This is a genomic window from Sphaerisporangium sp. NPDC088356 (genome assembly GCF_040685555.1).
GTDB lineage: Bacteria > Actinomycetota > Actinomycetes > Streptosporangiales > Streptosporangiaceae > Sphaerisporangium.
Genome location: NZ_JBFBIK010000014.1, coordinates 55051 through 74688, shown reverse-complemented (window position 1 = coordinate 74688; position 19638 = coordinate 55051). Strand labels below are relative to the sequence as shown.

Here is a 19638-nt window from a genome sequence, read left to right as displayed (position 1 = left end):
CCTACGAAGCGCGCGAACCCGTAGATTCCAGAAGGCTGCCGAGGTACCCGCGCGGCAGCGACCGTAAAGCCACCGGGGAATATCGCGGGCGGCCTTGGACATGACCTCCCGTATGCAATCCCGCCGCGTGGACACCGCTACGGAATTTCCACCGGCAGTCGTGGCAAAACAAGAGACGCGGAGCCTGCCCATGTTTATTGCGCCGTCCCGCCGAACAATTTACGCGCGGCGGTGATCTTGCGTTCAGGTCGCCGGTCATCGACCTCGTTCACCTCGGGTCCGTCCGAGGCGGCTCTCATGCCCGCGTCGGGGCGTCTTGTGACCGAGCCCGGATGGAAGCGACTTGGCGAGCCGGAAGCTGCCATAAATGATCAAAGTGATGCCTGTGGCTTCGAGCAGGATCCAGTGGCCCGTGCGGACATGTTCTCCGAACATCGTGGTGCCGTAGAGAATGCCGGCCACAGGGTCGCTGACGGTCAGTGCCGGCTGTGCGGCCACCAGGGGGCCGCTATGCAGCGCGTTCTGCAGCAGGAACAGGCTGCACAGACCAGCGACCACCATCGCGTACAACTGCCAGGAGGCGGGCAACGCGGCCGGATCGCGCTGGAAGACCGAAGTGCTCTCCTTGATGAAGGTGGCGGTGAAGGCGAACCCGACACCGGTGGCCACCCCGAGGGCGGCGGCCCGGCCGGCACCCGTGAACAGTCGTGCCACCATCACCAGCCCGATGACGGTGCCGATGGTCACGACGGTGGCCATCACCCATTCTGCCGAGGTGGGGGTCTGCCGTCCCGGGCCGGGCGCGGCACTGACGAGGAACACACTCACCCCGACGGTCACCGTCCCCACCGCCAGCCAGGATCGCCGATCGAGTTTCACGCCGAACATCCATGACAGCAGGACCATGGTGAACGGGAGTTCGATGACGAGAACAGGTTGCACAAGAGCCAGGGCTCCGACCGACAGCGCGGCGGCCTGGAAGAGGAATCCTCCGACGAGCGCGGCGATTCCCCCAAGCCACACCGGGTCGCGGACCAAGGCCAGGACGAGGGCCGGCCGGAATGCCTTGTCCTTGGGTACCGACCGTGCCGCGCGACGTTGCAGCACCGAGGCGGTCGCGTTGCCGGCCGCGGCGAGCAACGCCAGCACCACGGAGATCATTGAGCCCCCTCGTCCCGGGAGATCGTGATGATCACCAGAAGCGCCCCTCTCCGATCTCCGGTTCGACAGGACGGGCGCAGGGACAGGGGATCCCCTGCTTGATCACCAGTGCCCGGACGCCTGGGTGGTCTCGTCGGCGAGCTCCTGGTGAGCAACCATCAACCCATCCCTTCCCCCAACACCGGCTTCACATCTGACCTGCCGGAGTATCGCTCCCTCCCCCCTGTTCCAGCAGGAACTCGGCAGTGAGAGCAGCTGAACCCCACAGGCACGGAGAGCGCGGGCCAAGGCGTTCATGCGCCGTGATTTCCGAAAGATTTCGGGATTACAACATGGGCCTTTTCTCTCGTGGAGAGCTTTACTAACATAATGTTTCGTTGTTGAACCGAAAATTTTCGGGGGCGATCCCGAGGGAGTTCGATGAAACGTTTCCTGATCGTCGGTGCCACCGCGCTCATGCTGGCCGGCGCGCTGAGCGCCGTGCCTGTTCTCGCGGACGGGCGGCACCCCACGATCGCCGAGCAGAGCCTTCGCACGCTCGCCGCCCGCCACGACCTCGCCATCGGCACCGCGGTCGACATGGACGCACTGCACGACGCGGCCGATCCGCAGTACCGCGCGCTCGCCGCGTCGCAGTTCTCCACTGTCACCGCTGAGAACGTCATGAAGTGGGAGGTGCTCGAACCCACCCGGGGCGTGTACAACTGGGGTCCGGCCGACGAGTTGATCGACTTCGCCCGCAGGAACAAGCAGCAGGTCCGCGGGCACGTGCTGGTCTGGCAGAACCAGCTGCCGACCTGGCTCACCCAGGGCGTCAGCGACGGGACGATCAGCGACGCGCGACTCCGTGACATCCTGCGCGATCACATCACCGCCGTCGTCAAGCACTTCAAGGGCAAGATCTGGCAGTGGGACGTCGTCAACGAGGCGGTCAGCGACCCGTGGGACAGCCCGTCGTCGATCCACCTGAAGGGCTTCTGGGCGCAGCACCTCGGCCCCGGCTACATCGCCGACGCCTTCCGCTGGGCCCGCGCCGCCGACCCGGGCGCCCTGTTGTTCTACAACGACTACAACATCGAGGCGTTCGGCGACCGCGGCCCCTCCGACAAGACCTGGTACGTCTACACCATGGCCAAGCAACTGCGCGCGAGCGGCGTCCCCATCGACGGCGTCGGCAGCCAGGGGCACCTCGGCACCCAGTACGGGAACATCGACGCCTTCCAGGTGCTCGAAGCGCTCGACGCCTTCTCCGATCTCGGGCTCGCCACGGCGTTCACCGAGGTGGACGTGCGTAGCCAGATGACCGACGGCGTGCGTGCGGGCGACTCCAACGAGATCAATCCCCGCCTCCAGGCGTCGGCGTCGAACTACAGCGTGCTCCTGCAGGCATGCCTTGCCAACCGGCACTGCCTGTCCTACACCGTCTGGGGATTCAGCGACAGGCACTCCTGGGTGCCCGGCTGGTTCTCCGACCCCCCGGAGGGCATGGCCACCCTGTACGACGAGTCCTACCGGCCCAAGCGCGCCTACAACGCCGTCAAGGCCGACCTGGCCTTCGCCGGGCCGCCCTACGTCCTGCCGAGGATCCCGCAGAAGCCCCGACGATGAGCGACGCCGGGGCATCCGCCGGCTCGGATGCCCCGCGCGGCCACTCAGGGGCATGAGGAGGCAGTGCTCGCACCACTGGTTCCTCCGCTGGTAGATCAGGTACTTCTCGCGCATCTCGGCGAACGCCTTGAGCGCGTCGGCCCAGCCGGCCTCGACCTCGTCCGGGCCCTTCCCGGCGTCGATGTCGGTCCGGACCTGGGTCGAGCCGGTCATCTTGTCGATCCAGTACGGCCGGCCGCGGTGGACAGCACGGTCCGCCGGGAGAAGAGCTGGCCCATGCGCCGTCATGATCATGTCGGCGCCCGCGGCGGTGCCGGCCCGGAACGGCGGCGCGTCGATCCGCTCCCACTGCTCCTTCGTGTGGAAGATCCACGGCACGCCGGTATGGCTGTCGGTGACCGTGTCGCCGTGGCCCGGGAAGTGCTTCAAGGTCGCCGAGACGCCGCCCTGTCGCAGACCGCGGACGGAGGCTCGCGTCAGGGCTGACACGAGCTCGGTGTTCTCCCCGAACGAGCGGACGCCGATCACCGGGTTGCCCGGGTTGATGTTGACGTCGGCGACCGGCGCGTAGTCCTGGTTGATGCCGAGCGCGGCCAGCTCCCGGCCGGTGACCATCCCCGTGGTGAGCGCCCTGCCCGCGCTGCGGGTCGCCCCCAGCGCCATCTGCCCGGGGAACGCGGTGAACGGCTCGTCCAGCCGGTAGACGGCGCCGTGCTCCTGGTCGGTGGCGATCAGGAGCGGAATCCTCGCCGGCTGCGCCAGCGCCGCCCGCTGCAGGTCGTTGGACAGCCCCGCCGTCTTGACGGGGTCGTTCAAATTGTTCGCCCACCGGAAGTAGAGGATCGCGCCGAGCTTGTACTTGGCGAGGAGGTCGTCGCCGTTCTTGACGTCAGGCCCGTACATCGCCTGGTTCGCGGCCACGTCGGCCGGGTTGGTCGTGTCCCCGCTCTCGCCGTAGACGTCCGCCACGAACAGTTGCCCGACCTTCTCCTCAAGGCTCATGTTCGCGATCTTGTCGAGGATCCGGGGATCCTTCCCCTCGTCAGCGTGCACGGCCGGCGCCGCCCCCGTCCCGAGAACCACCGCCGCCGCCAGAGCCAGTAACCGCCGGTAACGCATCTGTCCTCCAACCCCTCGCATGTAGGTAAATTTCATGCAAGGTCGCCGCGTTGCCTGGAAGTTACTTACATCCGATCGGATGGTCAACGCTTTCTCGATGGAAACTTCGCCCGTCGCCGACCGGTCCCATAACACGGTGGTAGGGGTGAACTGGCGTATCCCCAGCCGGGCCCGCCGCGCTTACGTTGGCGGGAGCCCCACCCGAGGACTCCGTCGATCACCGGCCTGTCCGCGCCGGCGATCCTTCCGGTGTGCCTCGCGGTGGTCACCCCCCAACCGAGGAGACCCCGATGCGCATGTCACGGTTCCTCCGCGCCGTCCCGGCCCTGCTCCTGGGACTCGCCTTCCTGTCCACCGTGCCGCCCGCTCAGGCGGACGCGCACACCGGCGCCGGCTCGACGGCGAGCGCCGTGCGCGTGCTCCGGTACGACGCGACCCGCGCCGCCGAGTTCCGCACCGTGATGGACCAGGCCGCCCAGGTTTGGAACGCCAGCGTCACCAACGTCCGGCTCGTGGCGGGCACGCCCGCCGACTTCGTGGTGCTCGCCGACAACGGCTGGCCCCGCACGAGCGTCGCCGGCCTGGGCCGGGGCACGATCTGGATGGGCAGGGAGGCGACCGCCCAGGGCTATTACCCCCTGCGCATCGCCACCCATGAAATCGGCCACATCCTCGGGCTGCCCGACCGGCGCACCGGCCGCTGCACCGACCTGATGTCCGGTTCCAGCGCCCCGGTGAGCTGCACCAACGCCAACCCCAGCTCGGCGGAGCGTAGCGAGGTCAACGCCAACTTCGGCGGCTCCACCCCGCTCGTCGAATTCGACAAGCTCTACATCGACCGCCCGGACGCCGCCGGCAGCCTGGTCCCGGCACCGTAGCGCGGAGCCACCGGCCCCCGGAGTGGCGTTGCCACGCGCCTGGACGCGGGGCCGGCGGCGACGATCGATCGGGTCAGGCGATCGGAGCGAGCGGTGTTCAGACAGGAGTACGAGCGATATTCAGACGGAGTAGACATGGTCGCTGATAAGGCGGGCCGCCCCCACGACCCCGGCGGTGTCGTTCAGTTCCGAAAGGACGATGGGAAGATCGCCGGTGGCCAGGGGCAGCGACCGGCGGTAGACGACGCTTCTAATCTCGGCGAGCAGCAAGTGGCCCAGCCGGGCCACCCCGCCCGCGATGATCAATAGCCCCGGGTTGAAGAAGCTGACCAGGCCCGCCAGGACCTGGCCTATGCGGTGCCCGCCGTCCCTGATGAGCTGAACCGCCGCGGAGTCGCCCTGTGCGGCGGCCGCCGCGACGTCCTCGGCCGACAGCGTCCCGGCGGCCGCCAGCCGTTCCGCCAGGTACGGCGAGGCGCCCGAGCTCGCCACCGCCTGCGCCTGGCGGGCCAGGGCCGCACCGCCGGAATAGGCTTCCAGGCAACCGGTGTTGCCGCACGCGCACACCGGGCCGAGCTGGTCGACGCAGATGTGCCCGATGTCGCCCGCGCTGCCGGACACGCCGCGATAGATCTTGCCGTCGACCACGATGCCGCAGCCGATGCCGGTGCCTATCTTCACGAGCAGGAAGTCCCCCACCTGACGGGCCAGCCCGGCGTGCAGCTCCCCGAGTGCCATGATGTTGACGTCGTTGTCCAGCATGGCCGGGCAGCCGAGCTCCTGGCTGACCGTCTCGCGCACCGGGTACCGGTCCCAGCCCGGCATGATCGGCGGCACGACCGGGACCCCTTCGGCGAAGCTCACCGGGCCGGGCACCCCGATCCCGGCGCCGTGGAGCTGCGTGAACACCCCCTGCTCGCGCAGCTTCCCGGCGAGGACAAGCACCCGGTCGAGCACATGGGCCGGGCCGGACCGGATGTCGCACGGCTCGGTCACGTGGCCGAGCACGCGCAGCTCGCCGTCCGTGACGGCGACGTCGACCGAGGTCGCTCCAACGTCGATCCCCGCGAACCGGGTGTCGCGCGACAGCCGTACCAGGCCCGAGCGGCGGCCACCCCGGGAGGCCGCGAGACCATCGGTCTCGGCCAGCCCCAGCCCGACGAGCTGGTCGAGGGCGGCGTTGAGCTTCGAACGCGACATCGGCCAGGGGTGCGGGTACGCGACGCCGGGCGGCGGCGCCGGGGAGCCCGGCGTGGGATCCGCAGTGAGATCCGCCAGCTCGGCCCGCGAGCGGGGCCCATCACGCATCAGGCGCAGCAGCGCCGCCTGATGCGAGTCCTCCGGCCGGTTCGTCTTCACCTGCCACTCCTGGAGTAAGCGCTTGCTCGGTGTAGGCATTCGGGTGGAACGTACCGCGCTTTCGCCTATGCCGGGAAGAGCTTTCGCCGGAGTGCTCGCTATTTTCGCTGAGATAATCAAAAGCAAGTGGGTGATCAGAGTCCGGAATCCGCGCCCCGGTTGGCCCGTCCGGCCGTCGTCGCAGGCAGAGACGTAATCAGCCGAAGCCGGCGATGGAGCTTTCCCTACGACCCGGGGAGTTTCGTCCCCCAGGTCGAAATCCTGTTCGGTGCGCCGGGCCGGGCCGTCTCGCCCGCCGGCACGCCGGTACCGCCGCGGTGGGGCTCCGGGCGTGAGCCACGACCGGTTCCGGGTGACCACCTGCCGCTTCTCTGTGCCGCGAGGCTGGAGTTTCGAGTAACCACGCTGGACTTTTGTCGCAGAAGGCGCAAAGTCCTGTGGAGCCGACCGTAACCTATGGACAGTATGTACGTAACATTCTAGGCTCACACCAGAACAAGCCGTAAAGATGGCGAAAGTTCAGGAGGTGCAGCGATTTGCGACCGCAGCACCGCACTTTTCGTCTCCTGCGCCACGAAGGTCACTGTCCGCGGCAGATATCGGCGGCCGGGTCGCACCGCTGCGCGTGCGCGCGCCCGTCGAGCCGGAGCGGCTGGGAGCGAACCACCTCGCCCATGGCGCTTGGCACCGTGCCGCGGCGGCCGGGGCAGGCGCGCGGGCTATATCGATCATGCCCCCAGCGCGTCCACCCGCCACCGCCTGACGGCTTGCCCCGACCCCGCAGCGCTCGAAGGCGAGGTGACTCACACCCTCTGACAGAGACCTGTTGACTGTTCTACCTACAGCGGTACACATTTGTCCGAACGACGTCGCTGACGGATTCCCATACCTCTCCGCGTCGTTGGCGTGATCGGCGCACGCCTGTCTGGACTCGTACGACAGGAAGCGAGACCAACCGATCATGTTACGAAAACTGGCCTCATGTGTGGCCGTACTGACGGCCGCCCTGAGTCTGGCCCCTCCAGCACAGGCCGCACCGAAGGCCGCGGCGCTCGCGGCGCCCGGCTACACCCAGGTGACGCTGGCCAAGGGCGTGGCGGAGACCGGCGAGCCGATGGGCCTGACCGTCCTGCCCAACCGGGGCGTGCTGCACACTTCGCGTGACGGCACGATCCGCTACACCGACGTGCTCGGCAACACCAAGGTGGCGCTCACCATCCCGGTGTACACGCATGACGAGGAGGGCCTGCAGAGCATCAAGGCCGACCCGAACTTCGCGTCGAACCGGTGGGTGTACGTCTACTACGCGCCTCCGCTGTCCACCCCGGGCGGCGACGCCCCGGCCAACGGGACGCCGGCCCAGTTCGCCCCGTTCAACGGGGTGAACCGGCTGGCCAGGTACACGGTCAACGCGGACAACACCATCAACGCGGCCTCCGCGGTCACCATCCTCGACGTCGCCACCAGCCGCGGCATGTGCTGCCACGTGGGCGGCGACATCGACTTCGACGCGGCCGGCAACCTCTACCTGTCCACAGGTGACGACACGAACCCGTTCGAGTCGAGCGGATACACGCCGATCGACGAGCGGGCCGACCGCAACCCGGTCTACGACGCGCAGCGCAGCGCCGGCAACAGCAACGACCTGCGGGGCAAGGTGCTGCGCATCAAGCCGAGCGCGGCCGGCGGCTACACCATCCCGGCGGGCAACATGTTCGCGCCCGGCACGGCGAATACCCGGCCCGAGATCTACGCGATGGGATTCCGCAACCCGTTCCGCATGAGCGTGGACAGGGCCACCGGCACCGTCTACCTCGGTGACTACGGTCCCGACGCGGGCACCGCGGACGCGGGCCGCGGTCCCGCCGGCTCGGTCGCGTTCGAGCGGATCACCCAGCCCGGCTTCTACGGCTGGCCGTACTGCTCGCAGTACAACGCGCCGTACGTCGACTTCACGTTCCCGAACGGACCCTCGGGCGCCTCGTTCAACTGCGCCGGCGGGCCGGTGAACAACTCGCCCAACAACACCGGCATCACCCAGCTCCCGGCCTCGCGCGCGGCCTGGCTGCCCTACGGCGGCGGCCAGGACCGGCAGGAGCTTTGCTGCGGCAGCCTGTCTCCGATGGGCGGCCCGGTTTACAACTACGACGCCGCGCTGAACTCGGACGTGAAGTTCCCGGCGTCGATGAACGGCAAGGTGTTCATCGGAGAGTTCGGCCGACGGTGGATCAAAGCGGTCACCCTGGCCTCCGGCGGCGCGGTGGGCACGATCGAGGCGTTCCCCGCCTACACCGGCACCCAGGTGATGGACATGGAGTTCGGGCCGGACGGCGCGTTGTACGTGCTCGACTACGGCACCGGCTGGTTCGGCGGCGACGCCAACTCGGCCCTGTACAGGATCGAGTACAACACAGGCGGCGGCCGGGCCCCGATCGCGGTGGCCAGCGCCAACCCGACGTCCGGGAACGCGCCGCTCACCGTGCAGTTCAGCTCGGCCGGGACCACCGACCCGGATGGCGACCCGATCACCTACGCCTGGGACTTCCAGACCAACGGCAGCACCGACTCGACCGCGGCCAACCCGACGTTCACCTACACCGCCAACGGCACGTACACGGCGACGTTGACGGTGAGCGACAACACCGGCCGCAGCGCCACGGCGAGCGTCACGATCGACATCGGTAAGCCGACGGTCACGCTCAACCTCCCGGTCAACGGGCGGGTGTTCAGCTTCGGCGACGCGATCCCGTTCCAGATCACCGTCAGCGATCCGAACGCCCCGACCATCGACTGCAGCCGGGTGAAGATCACCTACATTCTCGGCCACGACAGCCACGGTCACCCGATCACCAGCGCGACCGGGTGCTCGGGCACCATCCAGACCACCGTGGACGGTGAACACGACGCCGCCGCGAACATCTTCGGCGTCTTCGACGCGGAGTACACCCCCGTCGGCTCGACCACGTCCGTCCACGCGCCGCAGGCCGTCCTGCAGCCGCGGACCCGCCAGGCCGAGCACTACAGCGCCCAGCAGGGCGTGACGGTCGTCGCCAAGGCCTCCGCCAACGGCGGCAACGCGGTCGGGTACATCGAGAACGGGGACTGGATCTCGTTCACGCCGTACAACCTGACCGGGGTCACGTCCTTCACGGCGCGGGTCGCGTCGGCGGGCGTCGGCGGCACGATCACCCTGCGGGCCGGTTCGGCGACCGGGACGGTGGTCGGCACGGCCACGGTCGCGCCGACCGGCGGCTGGGAAACCTGGACCAACGTCACCGGCACCGTGACGCCGCCGTCCGGGACGACGAACCTGTTCCTGGTCTTCACCGGCGGCACGGGCTCGCTGTTCGACCTCGACTCGTTCTCGTTCACCAGCGGCGGCACTGGGCCGCCTCCCACGGGGACCAACCTCGCGCTGAACAAGCCGGCGACGGCCTCCAGCGTGGAGTCGGCCGCCTACCCGGCCTCGGCCGCGGTGGACGCCTCGGCGACCACCCGGTGGTCGAGCGCGTTCTCCGACCCGCAGTGGATCCAGGTCGACCTGGGCGCCACCTACACCATCAACCGGGTGCGCCTGGTCTGGGAGGCAGCCTACGGCTCGGCATACCAGATCCAGACCTCGCCCAACGGCACCACCTGGACCACCGCCCGATCAGTGACCGGCGGCAACGGCGGCGAGGACGACAACACCGGCCTGAACGCCTCCACCCGATACGTACGCATCTACGGCACCGCCCGAGGTTCGGCGTACGGGTACTCCCTGTTCACCTTCGAGGTCTACGGAAGCTGAGCACCACGGCGGGCCGGGCGCCGCGCGGCCCCGGCCCGCCCTCTCAGGCAGCGCCGCCGCCCTCGGCCGGCGCTGACCATGACAAGCGCGTACTCGGGCATTCGCCTATGGGTCCTGGTCGGTCACCGAACCGGCCGGGACTTTTCCTTTGCGCGGATGGGCGGCCGCAGGCCGAACTCGTCCCCGTGCGCCCGCAAAATCGGTTGATCGGGGAGCAACAGGCTTGGAATGTAAAGGCAACGCCTGCGGCTGCGGCTGCGGCGTGTCCCTGTTCGTCGCGGCCCCTCAGCGCCCTCCGCCCCGTCCACCGCGCCGATCCGCGCTGACTCGTAAGGAGTGCCCTATTTCATGCCTCCCGACGGTAAAGACGCCGACCCTGCCCCTATTTCCCCAGAAAGGCCCCGTAGTGGGAGAGCTCGGTCGCTTCGGCGGCTCACGCCTTACCTCCGCCCCTACGTCCTGCGCCTGATCCTCATCTGGCTCGCCACCATGGCGGGCCTCGCCACCAGCATCGCGATCCCGCTGGTGGGCAAGGAGATCATCGACGGCCCGGTCGGCCACGGCCGCGGCGACGCACTCCTCCCACTCGGACTGCTCGCGCTGGCCCTCGGCGCCACCGAGGCGTTCCTGACCTTCGTACGCCGGTGGTCGCAGACCAAGGCGGTGCTCGGGCTGGAGACGGCGATCCGCGACGATCTCTACCGGCACCTGCAGCGGCTGCCGATGAGCTTCCACGGCGACTGGCAGTCGGGCCAGCTGCTGTCCCGCGCGACGACCGACCTGTCCACCATCAGGCGGTTCTCGGGGTTCGGCCTGCTGTTCCTCGTCATGAACATCGTGCAGTTGATCACCGTGACCGTGCTGCTGCTGCGGATGTACTGGCCGCTCGGCCTGCTCATCGTGGCGGCCGCGGTGCCCATCTTCGCCGTGTCGCTGCGGTTCGAGAAGAAGTACCGCCGCATCTCCCGCCAGGTGCAGGACTTGCAGGGCGACGTCGCCACCTATGTCGAGGAGGCGGCGCTCGGGATCCGTACGGTCAAGGCGTTCGGGCGCAGGCCGCATGTGTTCGCCGAGTTCGACGCCTCCGCGCGCAAGATCTACCGGGTCTCGATGGGCAAGGTGCGGCTGGCGTCCCGCTTCTTCACGTTCCTGGAGGTGATCCCGAACGTCACCCTGGCCATGGTGCTCCTGCTCGGCGCGCTGGCGGTCGGTGCGGGCACGTTGACGCTCGGCACCCTGGTGGCCTTCATCACGCTGATGCTCCAGCTCGTGTGGCCGATCGCGTCGCTCGGCTACATCCTGGCGATGGCGCAGGAGGCCATGACCTCAGCCGACCGGGTCATGGAGGTACTCGACACCGAGCCCGACATCGTCGGCGGCACCGAGGTGATCGAACGGCCGCGCGGGCACCTGCGGTTCGAGGGCGTCGGCTTCCGGTTCCCCGGCGGCGACCGGCCGGTGCTGCGGGATGTCTGGCTGGACGTGCGGCCGGGCGAGACGGTCGCGATCGTCGGGGCCACCGGCTCGGGCAAGACGACGCTGACCGCGCTGGTGCCGAGGCTCGCCGACGTCACCGCGGGCCGGGTCACGATCGACGGGCGGGACATCCGCGAACTGGAGCTGCCGGAGCTGCGGTCCATGGTCGCCACCGCCTTCGAGGAGCCGACGCTGTTCTCGATGAGCGTGCGGGAGAACCTCACACTCGGCCAGGGCACGGCGACCGAGGAGGAACTGCGCGAGGCGCTCGAAACAGCCCAGGCCACCTTCGCCTACGACCTTCCGTGGGGGCTCGACACCCGGATCGGCGAGCAGGGCATGTCGCTGTCGGGCGGCCAGCGGCAGCGGCTCGCCCTGGCCCGCGCGGTCCTCAGTAAGCCCAGGATCCTGGTGCTGGACGACACCCTTTCGGCCCTGGACGTCGAGACCGAGGCCCTGGTCGAGCAAGCGCTGCGCGGGGTGCTCGCCGACGCGACCGGCCTTGTCGTGGCGCATCGTGCGTCCACCGTGCTGCTCGCCGACAAGGTCGCGCTGCTTCGCGACGGCACCATCACCCACCTCGGCCCGCACCAGGAGCTGCTGGCGCAGGTCCCCGAGTACCGGGAACTCCTGGCGCAGGACGCCGACTTCGACCAGCAGGAGGCGCTGCGATGAGTCGCACGGCCACTGACGCGAAGGACGGCGCGCGAGCGAACGCGGCCATCGAACCGGGACGCTGGCGTGGCGTCGCCGCCGAGAAGCAGGACGAACTGCCGGACAAGGTGTCGGTCCTGCTGCGGGCGCGGTCCCGGCGGCTGCTGGGCGACCTGCTGCGCCCGCATAGGCGGGCCATCACCCTGCTGATCACGGTCATCGTGGTCTCGAACGCGGCCGGCCTCGCGATCCCGTACCTGGTGAAGGTCGGCATCGACGCCGGCATCCCGCCGATGCTGCGGCACGAGAGCACGAAGACGCTGCTCGTGTCCGTCGCGGCGATCCTGGCCGCAGCGCTGACCCAGGCGTTCACCCGTCAGGCGTTCCTCCAGATATCCGGGCGGATCGGGCAGGACATCCTGCTGGAGCTGCGCCGCCGCGTCTTCGACCACTTCCAGCGGCTGTCGCTGGCGTTCCACGAGCGGTACACCTCGGGGCGGGTCATCGCCCGGCTCACCTCCGACATCGACGCGATCGCCGAGATGCTGCAGTCGGGTTTCGACAGCATCGTCACCGCCGTCCTCACCATGTTCGGCACCGCGGTCCTGCTCCTCGTGCTCGACCTCCCACTCGGTGCGGTCGCGCTGGTGCCGCTGCCGGTCTTGTTGCTGTTCACCCGGTGGTTCCGGCGTGAGTCGAGCATCGTCTACCGCCGGAGCCGCGAGGCGGTGGCGCTCGTCATCGTCCACTTCGTGGAGTCGATGACCGGGATCAGGGCGGTCCAGGCGTTCCGCAGGGAGCCGCGCAACCAGGAGATCTTCCAGGAGCTCAACACCGGCTACCGTGACGCGAGCGCGCGCGGCATGTACCTGGTCGCGGTGTTCACGCCGGGCATCAAGCTGATCGGCAACCTCACGGTCGCGGTCGTCCTGCTGTACGGCGGCCGGCTCGCGCTCCACCACGCGGTCACGGTGGGCGTGCTCGCCGCGTTCCTGCTGTACCTGCGGCAGTTCTACGAGCCGATGCAGGAAATCTCCATGTTCTACAACACGCTCCAGTCGGCCGGTGCGGCGCTCTCGAACCTCTCCGGCGTGCTGGAGGAGCGGCCCGAGGTGGCCGAGCCCGACCATCCGGTGCCGCTTCCGCTCCCGCGCGGCGCGGTGCGGTTCGAAGGGGCCGAGTTCTCCTACATCGACGGCGTGCCGGTCCTGCACCAGCTCGATCTGGAGATACCTCCCGGGCAGATCGTCGCGCTGGTCGGCGCGACCGGCGCGGGCAAGACGACGGTGGCGAAACTGATCGCGCGCTTCTACGACCCGACGGCGGGCCGCGTCCTGCTCGACGGCATCGATCTGCGTGACCTCGACGAGGCCTCACTGCGCCGGGCCGTGGTGACGGTGACGCAGGAGAACTTCCTGTTCACCGGCACGGTGGCGGACAACATCAGGTTCGGCCGCCCGGACGCCACCCTGGCCGAGATCGAGGAGGCGGCCCGAGCGATCGGCGCGCACGAGTTCGTCGCGGCGCTGCCGGACGGATACCAGACCCAGGTGGGCAAGCGCGGCGGCCGCATGTCGGCCGGGCAGCGGCAGCTCGTGGCGTTCGCGCGGGTCTTCCTGGCCGACCCGGCTCTGGTGATCCTCGACGAGGCGACCTCCAGCCTTGACGTCCCCAGCGAACGACTCGTCCAGCGCGCCCTGCGCACCGTCCTCACCGGCCGCACCGCGCTGATCATCGCCCACCGCCTGTCCACCGTCGAGATCGCCGAAAGGGTGCTCGTCATGGACGCCGGCCGCGTCGTCGAGGACGGCCCGCCGGACCGCCTCATCACCGAAGCCGGCCACTTCGCCGGCCTCCACCGTGCCTGGCTCGACAGCCTGTCATAAGACAAAGGAGGAGCGGCCTGGTTCGTTCACCTCTCAGCGGGCGCGCGAGGCCGTACCAAGGATGAAGAAGGTGACCGGCGTGCGGATCCCGGCGAACAAGAACCGCTCCAGGTGTTCCATGGTGAACCCCGCGCGCTCGATCGCCGCGGCGCTGTCGCGGCCGGTGTGACAGCCACCGGCCATGCGCGGCCACACGCCTGCGTCCAACAGTCGCTGCACCCGGATCAAGGCCGTCGAATCGGCGCGGACGTGTTCCAGGAAGCGCAACTGCCCGCCGGGCTTGAGCACCCGATATATCTCCCGTAACGCGGCCACCGGATCGGGCAGCGAGCACAGCACCAGCGACAGCACCGCGGCGTCAAAGGTCTGGTCTTCGCCGGGCAACCGGCAGGCCAGGCCGCCGACCACCTCGATCGGGACCGGCGCCTTCCGCGCGGCCGCCTGCGCGAGCCGGCGCAGCCGCGCCTCGGGTTCGACCGCCAGCACCCGGGCGACGGTGAGCGGGTAGTGGGGGAAGGTCAGCCCGTTCCCCGCGCCTACTTCGATCACCTCCCCGCGAAGACCGCTCAGCAGCGCCTCGCGGCGGTTCGCGAGCCCGCGGCGCTCCAGCGCCTGGCTGACAGGGGGATAGAACCGGGCGAAGATCGGATGGTTGACGGGAGTTCTCGACATGGCATCCTCCCTGCTCACCTCTAGTTCACCAGGTCAGGGGAGCTCAACCGGACCCGGCGGCTCATCTGAGATCCCGTGAGCCGGTGCCTGCCTAGAAACGCCCCGATCGGCGCAGAGACGGTGGGCGGCCGTCGGGGTCGACCGCGAGCCGGTAGAGCGGCGAAGCGACGATCCTGCGGAAGCGGGTCAGTTCGGGGGAAGGGTGCGGACGCAACCGCCCCGGCGGGCGCGGGCCCTCGCGGCCGCCTGCGTGCCAGGCGTCGAGCCTGGCCGCGGACGCGGCGAAAGCGTCGAACGCGGTGATGGGATCACACAGTTCGTCCAGCTCCGCACTGTCGCCGGGCAGGGCGAGGTGCTCGGCCATGAGCGTCAGCCGTAGGTCGCGGGCGAACTTCCCGGCGCCGTACGGCGGACGCGGATCCTCCTGCTCGTCGAGGACGGCGCAGCTCAGCTCCGAGTCATGGCTCCACGAGCGCAGGTTGACGTTGTCGGAGCCGATCGAGGCCCACACGTCGTCGACCACGCACACCTTGGCGTGGACGTAGACGGGCGTGCCCTGGTTGTTCTCCAGGTCGTAGATCGCGACCCGGTCGCCGCCCGCCGCGAGCAGCCTGTCCAGCGCGTGGACCCGGCCGATCAGGCTCGCCGCCCCGGCCAGCCAGCCGTCCTGGTCGGGGTGGCGTGGCACCACGATGACCATCCGCAGATCCGGCTCGCGCTCCAGCGCCTCGGCGAACGGTTCGATCACGTCCGTGGACCACAGGTACTGGTCCTCCAGGTAGACCAGCGAACGAGCCCTGCCCAGCACCTTTTGGTAGGCGTACGCGATGCTCCGCTCACCGCGTGGCGCGAACGGGTATGCGTCGTGCTTCGCGGGATAGGTGCGCAGGATCTGCACCGCGTGTGTGCCCGCCCTGCGCGGCGGTGGTCCCGGCTTGGGCAGCGGGGGCATGTCGTCCATCTTGGCGAAGTGGTCGCGCAGCCGCCGTAACGGATCCCTGGTCTCAGGCGCGGGGTCCTCCCAGCGCTCGCAGAAGACCTTCTCCACCTCCGCGACCGCCGGGCCCTGTATGGAGACCTGGACGTCGTGCCACGGGGGCCGCTCGCCGTACGCCTCCGGCATCGGGCAGGCCTGCGGGTCGCCCATATGGTCGATGTCGTCGCGGCGGCTGTGGCACAGGTCGATGCCGCCGACGAAGGCGACATCCTTGGCCGAGTCGTCGTCGTGACGGAGGATGACGAACTTCTGGTGATGCGAGCCACCCGGCTTGGTACGCGTGTCCAGGATGGCCTGCCCGCCCGCCGCCTCGATCTCCTGGCCCAGGTGGCGATTCTCGGCCGCGCTGAAGCGGAGCCGGTCCAGGTGCGAGCGCCAGATGAGCCCCCTGACCAGTGCTCCTCTGCTCGCCGCGGCCGCCATCGCGTCGCCGACGCCGGGCCCGCCTTCGGTGAGCCGCTCGTCGGGGTCCCCCCGCCAGTCGGCGAACAGCAGCAGGTCGTCCTTCTTCAGCCCGTCGACTCGGGTCTTCAGCTCGGCGAAGTAGGTCGCGCCGTGGATGAGCGGGCGTACGTCGTTCCCCGTGGACCAGGCGTCGAGCTTGGTCGCGGGATTGCCTCTTTCCTCGTCGGTGAGGAACCAGTGCTGTATACGCATCCGAGACCCGCTACCCGCGTGGCAGGCGATCAGTCTTCGCGCAGGCGGTCAGGTGGCGATGTCGGGGTAGGGCAGGGTCGCGTGCGCGAGCCGCCGGGCGTACTCCAGCTGGAAGCCCATCGGCCCGTGGTCGCGCTCGAACATGGCGATGAACAGCGTGAGCGTGAGGAACGGGTGCGCGCCCAGGTCGAACAGCTTCGGGTAGTCGTGCGTCGCCAGGGCCTCGCGCTCGACGTCGTCGAACCGCAGCCAGGTGGACGACTCACCGTCGTGGCAGTTGAGGATGCGGTTGGCGTACCCCGCCTCCCACATCTCCACGGTCGCCCTCGGCTCCTCCCGGTAGCGCTGGACGAGCTCGGGGTCGCGGTCGACGGTGAACAGGAACTTGTTCAGCAGGTACTTGCTCACGCCGGGCCTCCGTTGGGGTACCAGGTGAAGTAGGCCTCCATGGTGTGGAACAGGTCGTAGGTGTCCACGTAGTCGGCTTTGCGGCCCTCGCCCGCCACGCCCATCATCAGCATGAAGTCCATGAAGCCGTGGGTGGCGTTGCCGGGCAGGTGCAGGCTGTCGAGGGTGACCTCGGCGAGGCAGCCCTCCAGGTCACCGGACGAGATCCACTCGACGGCCTTGCGGTCGAACTCGGGGTCGGGCCCGTGCGGGCCGAACTGGCGCGGCCCGCCGAGCTCCAGCGACAGGTGCCCGGTGCCGATGACCGCGACCCGCTTGTCCGCCGGCCACGACTCGACCAGCTCGCGGATGGTGCGCCCGAGTTGCACGAAGCGCTTCGGCCGCGGGAGGGGCGGGGCGAAGATGTTGGTGTAGATCGGCACGATCGGCAGGTCGTTCTGCGGGCGCAGGGTGATGATCGGGCAGGTGATCGAGTGGTCGATCCGCAGTTCGTTGGAGAAGGCGAGGTCGAAGCCGGCGTCCAGGCCTTCCCGCAACAGGTAGCCCGACAGGTCCTCCTGGCCCGTCATCAGCATCCGCGGCAGGCCGAACTCGCGCTCCTCGTTGTAGAAGTTCGCGTCGTAGAACGGGGCCTTGCCGATGAGGAACTGCGGCATGTTGTCCAGCCAGAGCTGGTGGAAGTGGTCGGAGCCGACCATGACCAGCACGTCCGGCCGCGCCTTCGTCAGCGTCTCGCGGAACGCCTCCACCTTGCGCACCCACTCGTCCGCGAAGGGGGGACGGTCGTCTCCGGTGGAGGTGCTGGCGCGGTAGTAGAACGGGTGGTGGGTGGACGCGATGACCGCGACCAGTTCAGCCATGCGAACCTCCAGTGTCGAAGGCGGGGGTGTACGGCTCGGGCGGTACGGAGCGGTTGTTGAGGTCCACCGACAGGAAGATCTCGTTGGCCACGGGACGGCGCAGCTCCTCGGCGAGCTGGCCGATCAGCCCCGCCGTACGGGCGAGGAGGGCGAAGCCGCGCAGCAGCTCCAGCGGCAGGCCCAGGTCGGCGAGCGCGGCGCCGCAGACGCCGGCCCCGTTGAGCGGCAGCGTCCGGCCGAGCACCCGCGGATGGACACGGCCGATGGCGGCGAACAGCGACAGGTGCGGTCCGAAGAGGCCCTCCTCGGCGGCGATCCCCATGAGCCGCGGCGTGCGGGGGTCGCCCTCCTTGTGCACGTGGTGCCCGAGGCCGGGGATGAACCGCTTCGCCTCCCGCTGCCGCCGTACGGTCTCCAGGGCGAGCGCGTCCCAGCCGGCGTCGTCGGCGGGCGGCGCCTCGTCGAGCGAGGTCAGCACGTCGTGCAGGAACCGGCCGCAGTCCTCGGTCACGCCGAGGAAGCGGGATCCGCCGCCGAGCAGCCCGGCCGCGAGCGCGCCCTGGATGGAGTCGGGCGCCGACAGGTAGGTCAGCCGGGTCACGATCGCGGTGGGGGTGAAGCCGTGGTCGGCCAGCGCGGCGAGGACGGCCTCGAACACGCGGGTCTCCCCGGACGTGGGCCGCCGCTGGGCCGCCAGCCAGAAGGCCAGCTCTCCGAACCCGACCTTGCCCATCACGTCCTCTGCCAGGTCGTGGCCGAGCAGGGTGATCGACGTCGGCGAGGACGCCCCCAGCGCGGTGGGGTACTCAGGCACCGCCATCCTCCTTCGGTGGGCCGGTCAGCCATTCACGCAGCCGCGCGCCGTGCTCGTCCAGCTCGGGCGGCGGCAGCCGGTAGCCGACGGGGGTCGCCGAGAACCGGATGGGGTGGCGCGTGGTCGGGACCGCGCGGTCGCCCTCGCCGACCTCCACGATCGGGTCGAGCCCGAACCGCTCGGCCATCGCGAACCCGCCGTCGATGGTGTTGATCGGCCCGCTGGGCACGCCGGCCTTGAGCAGCAGCTCGAACCACTCCACCGCGCCGCGCGTGGCGAGCCGTTCCACGAGGATGGGCCGCAGCTCCGCACGTCGTGCCGTGCGGTCGGCGTTGAGGGCGAACCGCGGGTCGTCCGCGACCTGGGGGATGCCGAGCACCTCGCAGAGCCTGCGGAACTGCGCGTCGTTGCCGGCGGCCACGATGAGGTCGTTGTCCGCGGTGGGGAGCGGCTCGTAGGGGAACACGCTTGGATGCGCGTTGCCCATGCGGAACGGCACGACCCCACCGGCGACGTAGGCGGAGCTGTGGTTGACCAGCCCGGTGAGCGCCGACGACAGCAGGTTGACCTCGACGTGCTGGCCCTGGCCGGTGGCGTCGCGGTGCCGCAGGGCGGCGAGGATCCCGACGAGCGCGTGGTTGCCGGCCATCACGTCGAAGACCGAGATCCCGGCCCGGTACGGCGGGCCTTCCGGGTCCCCGGTGAGGCTCATCAGGCCGGACATGGCCTGCACCATGAGGTCATAGCCGGGCACGTCGCTTCCGGCGCCGGAGCCGAACCCGGTGATCGACGCGTACACGACGCCGGGGTTGGCGGCCGTGACGGACGCGAAGTCGAGCCCGTACTTCGCGAGGCCGCCCGGCTTGAAGTTCTCCACCAGCACGTCGGCGCGGCGGGCGAGCTCCCTTGCCACCTCCGCGTCGGCCTCGTCGCGTAGATCGAGTGCGATCGACTGCTTCCCCCGGTTGACGCCGAGGTAGTAGGTCGACGCCTCGTCGCGCACCGGCGGCATCCAGGTGCGGGTGTCGTCCCCCTTGGGCCCCTCGACCTTGATGACCTGGGCGCCCATGTCCGCCAGCAGCATCGTGGCGTACGGGCCTGCCAGGACCCGGGAGAAGTCGGCCACCAGCACGCCGGACAGTGGCCCGCTCTCGGCGGGCCCGTCCACTGCCGTGCTCTCCGTCATCCGGCCCCGACCTCCCCACGTTCCACATTCGTCCGTTTGCCGGACAATTGTCCGCACTGGCGATTTTGGGGGATTTCTACTGCGTCGGTCAAGAGGTCGCCTTTGTGGCCTGG

General features: G+C 69.5%; 13 protein-coding genes and 1 pseudogene. 5 read left to right on the top strand and 9 right to left on the bottom strand.

Annotated elements, in window-relative coordinates:
• Nucleotides 1–255: 255 nt before the first annotated feature.
• Nucleotides 256–1161, bottom strand: a complete 906-nt coding sequence (locus AB0O34_RS08325; RefSeq protein WP_363914018.1) for a DMT family transporter — start codon at nt 1159–1161, stop codon at nt 256–258.
• A 420-nt stretch (nt 1162–1581) separates the two neighbouring features.
• Here AB0O34_RS08325 and AB0O34_RS08320 point away from each other — a divergent pair, with 420 nt between their 5' ends.
• Nucleotides 1582–2769, top strand: a complete 1188-nt coding sequence (locus AB0O34_RS08320; protein WP_363914016.1) for an endo-1,4-beta-xylanase — start codon at nt 1582–1584, stop codon at nt 2767–2769.
• Between the two features lie 102 nt (nt 2770–2871).
• On the opposite strand, the pseudogene AB0O34_RS08315 reads toward AB0O34_RS08320, so the two are convergent.
• A pseudogene (locus AB0O34_RS08315) lies at nt 2872–3771 on the bottom strand (glycoside hydrolase family 3 N-terminal domain-containing protein); the annotation flags it as partial.
• Between the two features lie 407 nt (nt 3772–4178).
• Between AB0O34_RS08315 and AB0O34_RS08310 the strand changes: the two are divergent.
• Nucleotides 4179–4766, top strand: a complete 588-nt coding sequence (locus tag AB0O34_RS08310) for a snapalysin family zinc-dependent metalloprotease (RefSeq protein WP_363914014.1) — start codon at nt 4179–4181, stop codon at nt 4764–4766.
• A gap of 120 nt (nt 4767–4886) precedes the next feature.
• On the opposite strand, the gene AB0O34_RS08305 is transcribed toward AB0O34_RS08310, so the two are convergent.
• Nucleotides 4887–6125 (bottom strand): ROK family protein, encoded by a 1239-nt coding sequence (locus AB0O34_RS08305; protein ID WP_363914012.1) that lies wholly within the window; start codon nt 6123–6125, stop codon nt 4887–4889.
• A gap of 985 nt (nt 6126–7110) precedes the next feature.
• On the opposite strand from AB0O34_RS08305, the gene AB0O34_RS08300 reads away from it, so the two are divergent.
• From AB0O34_RS08300 to AB0O34_RS08290, 3 genes are all read left to right on the top strand, one after another.
• Nucleotides 7111–9915: a carbohydrate-binding protein gene (locus AB0O34_RS08300; RefSeq protein ID WP_363914010.1), complete on the top strand. Its 2805-nt coding sequence runs from the start codon at nt 7111–7113 to the stop codon at nt 9913–9915.
• Nucleotides 9916–10263: 348 nt separating this feature from the next.
• On the top strand, nt 10264–12066 hold the full coding sequence (locus tag AB0O34_RS08295) for an ABC transporter ATP-binding protein (RefSeq protein WP_363914008.1): 1803 nt from the start codon (nt 10264–10266) through the stop codon (nt 12064–12066).
• The gene (locus tag AB0O34_RS08290; RefSeq protein WP_363914006.1) at nt 12063–13931 is read left to right on the top strand and encodes an ABC transporter ATP-binding protein; all 1869 of its coding nucleotides are present in this window, start codon (nt 12063–12065) and stop codon (nt 13929–13931) included. The genes AB0O34_RS08295 and AB0O34_RS08290 overlap by 4 nt, the downstream gene beginning before the upstream one ends.
• Before the next feature lie 33 nt (nt 13932–13964).
• Here AB0O34_RS08290 and AB0O34_RS08285 read toward each other — a convergent pair whose 3' ends face one another.
• From AB0O34_RS08285 to AB0O34_RS08260, 6 genes are all read right to left on the bottom strand, one after another.
• Nucleotides 13965–14603 carry a methyltransferase domain-containing protein gene (locus tag AB0O34_RS08285; protein ID WP_363914004.1) on the bottom strand — a complete coding sequence of 213 codons (639 nt, stop codon included), beginning with the start codon at nt 14601–14603 and terminating at the stop codon, nt 13965–13967.
• A gap of 91 nt (nt 14604–14694) precedes the next feature.
• Nucleotides 14695–16257: a phospholipase D family protein gene (locus AB0O34_RS08280; RefSeq protein WP_363914002.1), complete on the bottom strand. Its 1563-nt coding sequence runs from the start codon at nt 16255–16257 to the stop codon at nt 14695–14697.
• A 48-nt stretch (nt 16258–16305) separates the two neighbouring features.
• Complete coding sequence (locus AB0O34_RS08275; RefSeq protein ID WP_363914000.1) at nt 16306–16665, bottom strand: hypothetical protein; 360 nt, start codon at nt 16663–16665, stop codon at nt 16306–16308.
• On the bottom strand, nt 16662–17525 hold the full coding sequence (locus AB0O34_RS08270; RefSeq protein ID WP_363913998.1) for an extradiol ring-cleavage dioxygenase: 864 nt from the start codon (nt 17523–17525) through the stop codon (nt 16662–16664). Before AB0O34_RS08270 ends, AB0O34_RS08275 begins: the two co-directional genes overlap by 4 nt.
• Complete coding sequence (locus AB0O34_RS08265; RefSeq protein WP_363913996.1) at nt 17518–18345, bottom strand: citryl-CoA lyase; 828 nt, start codon at nt 18343–18345, stop codon at nt 17518–17520. Before AB0O34_RS08265 ends, AB0O34_RS08270 begins: the two co-directional genes overlap by 8 nt.
• The gene (locus tag AB0O34_RS08260) at nt 18332–19525 is read right to left on the bottom strand and encodes a CoA transferase (RefSeq protein ID WP_363913994.1); all 1194 of its coding nucleotides are present in this window, start codon (nt 19523–19525) and stop codon (nt 18332–18334) included. The genes AB0O34_RS08265 and AB0O34_RS08260 overlap by 14 nt, the downstream gene beginning before the upstream one ends.
• Nucleotides 19526–19638 lie beyond the last annotated feature (113 nt).

What these genes read in the sequence shown, in the direction of transcription:
- AB0O34_RS08325 (WP_363914018.1), bottom strand. Translation starts at nt 1,161, where the DNA reads ATGATCTCCGTGGTGCTGGCGTTGCTCGCCGCGGCCGGCAACGCGACC.
- AB0O34_RS08320 (WP_363914016.1), top strand. Translation starts at nt 1,582, where the DNA reads ATGAAACGTTTCCTGATCGTCGGTGCCACCGCGCTCATGCTGGCCGGC.
- AB0O34_RS08310 (WP_363914014.1), top strand. Translation starts at nt 4,179, where the DNA reads ATGCGCATGTCACGGTTCCTCCGCGCCGTCCCGGCCCTGCTCCTGGGA.
- AB0O34_RS08295 (WP_363914008.1), top strand. Translation starts at nt 10,264, where the DNA reads ATGCCTCCCGACGGTAAAGACGCCGACCCTGCCCCTATTTCCCCAGAA.
- AB0O34_RS08290 (WP_363914006.1), top strand. Translation starts at nt 12,063, where the DNA reads ATGAGTCGCACGGCCACTGACGCGAAGGACGGCGCGCGAGCGAACGCG.
- AB0O34_RS08285 (WP_363914004.1), bottom strand. Translation starts at nt 14,603, where the DNA reads ATGTCGAGAACTCCCGTCAACCATCCGATCTTCGCCCGGTTCTATCCC.
- AB0O34_RS08280 (WP_363914002.1), bottom strand. Translation starts at nt 16,257, where the DNA reads ATGCGTATACAGCACTGGTTCCTCACCGACGAGGAAAGAGGCAATCCC.
- AB0O34_RS08270 (WP_363913998.1), bottom strand. Translation starts at nt 17,525, where the DNA reads ATGGCTGAACTGGTCGCGGTCATCGCGTCCACCCACCACCCGTTCTAC.
- AB0O34_RS08265 (WP_363913996.1), bottom strand. Translation starts at nt 18,345, where the DNA reads ATGGCGGTGCCTGAGTACCCCACCGCGCTGGGGGCGTCCTCGCCGACG.
- AB0O34_RS08260 (WP_363913994.1), bottom strand. Translation starts at nt 19,525, where the DNA reads ATGACGGAGAGCACGGCAGTGGACGGGCCCGCCGAGAGCGGGCCACTG.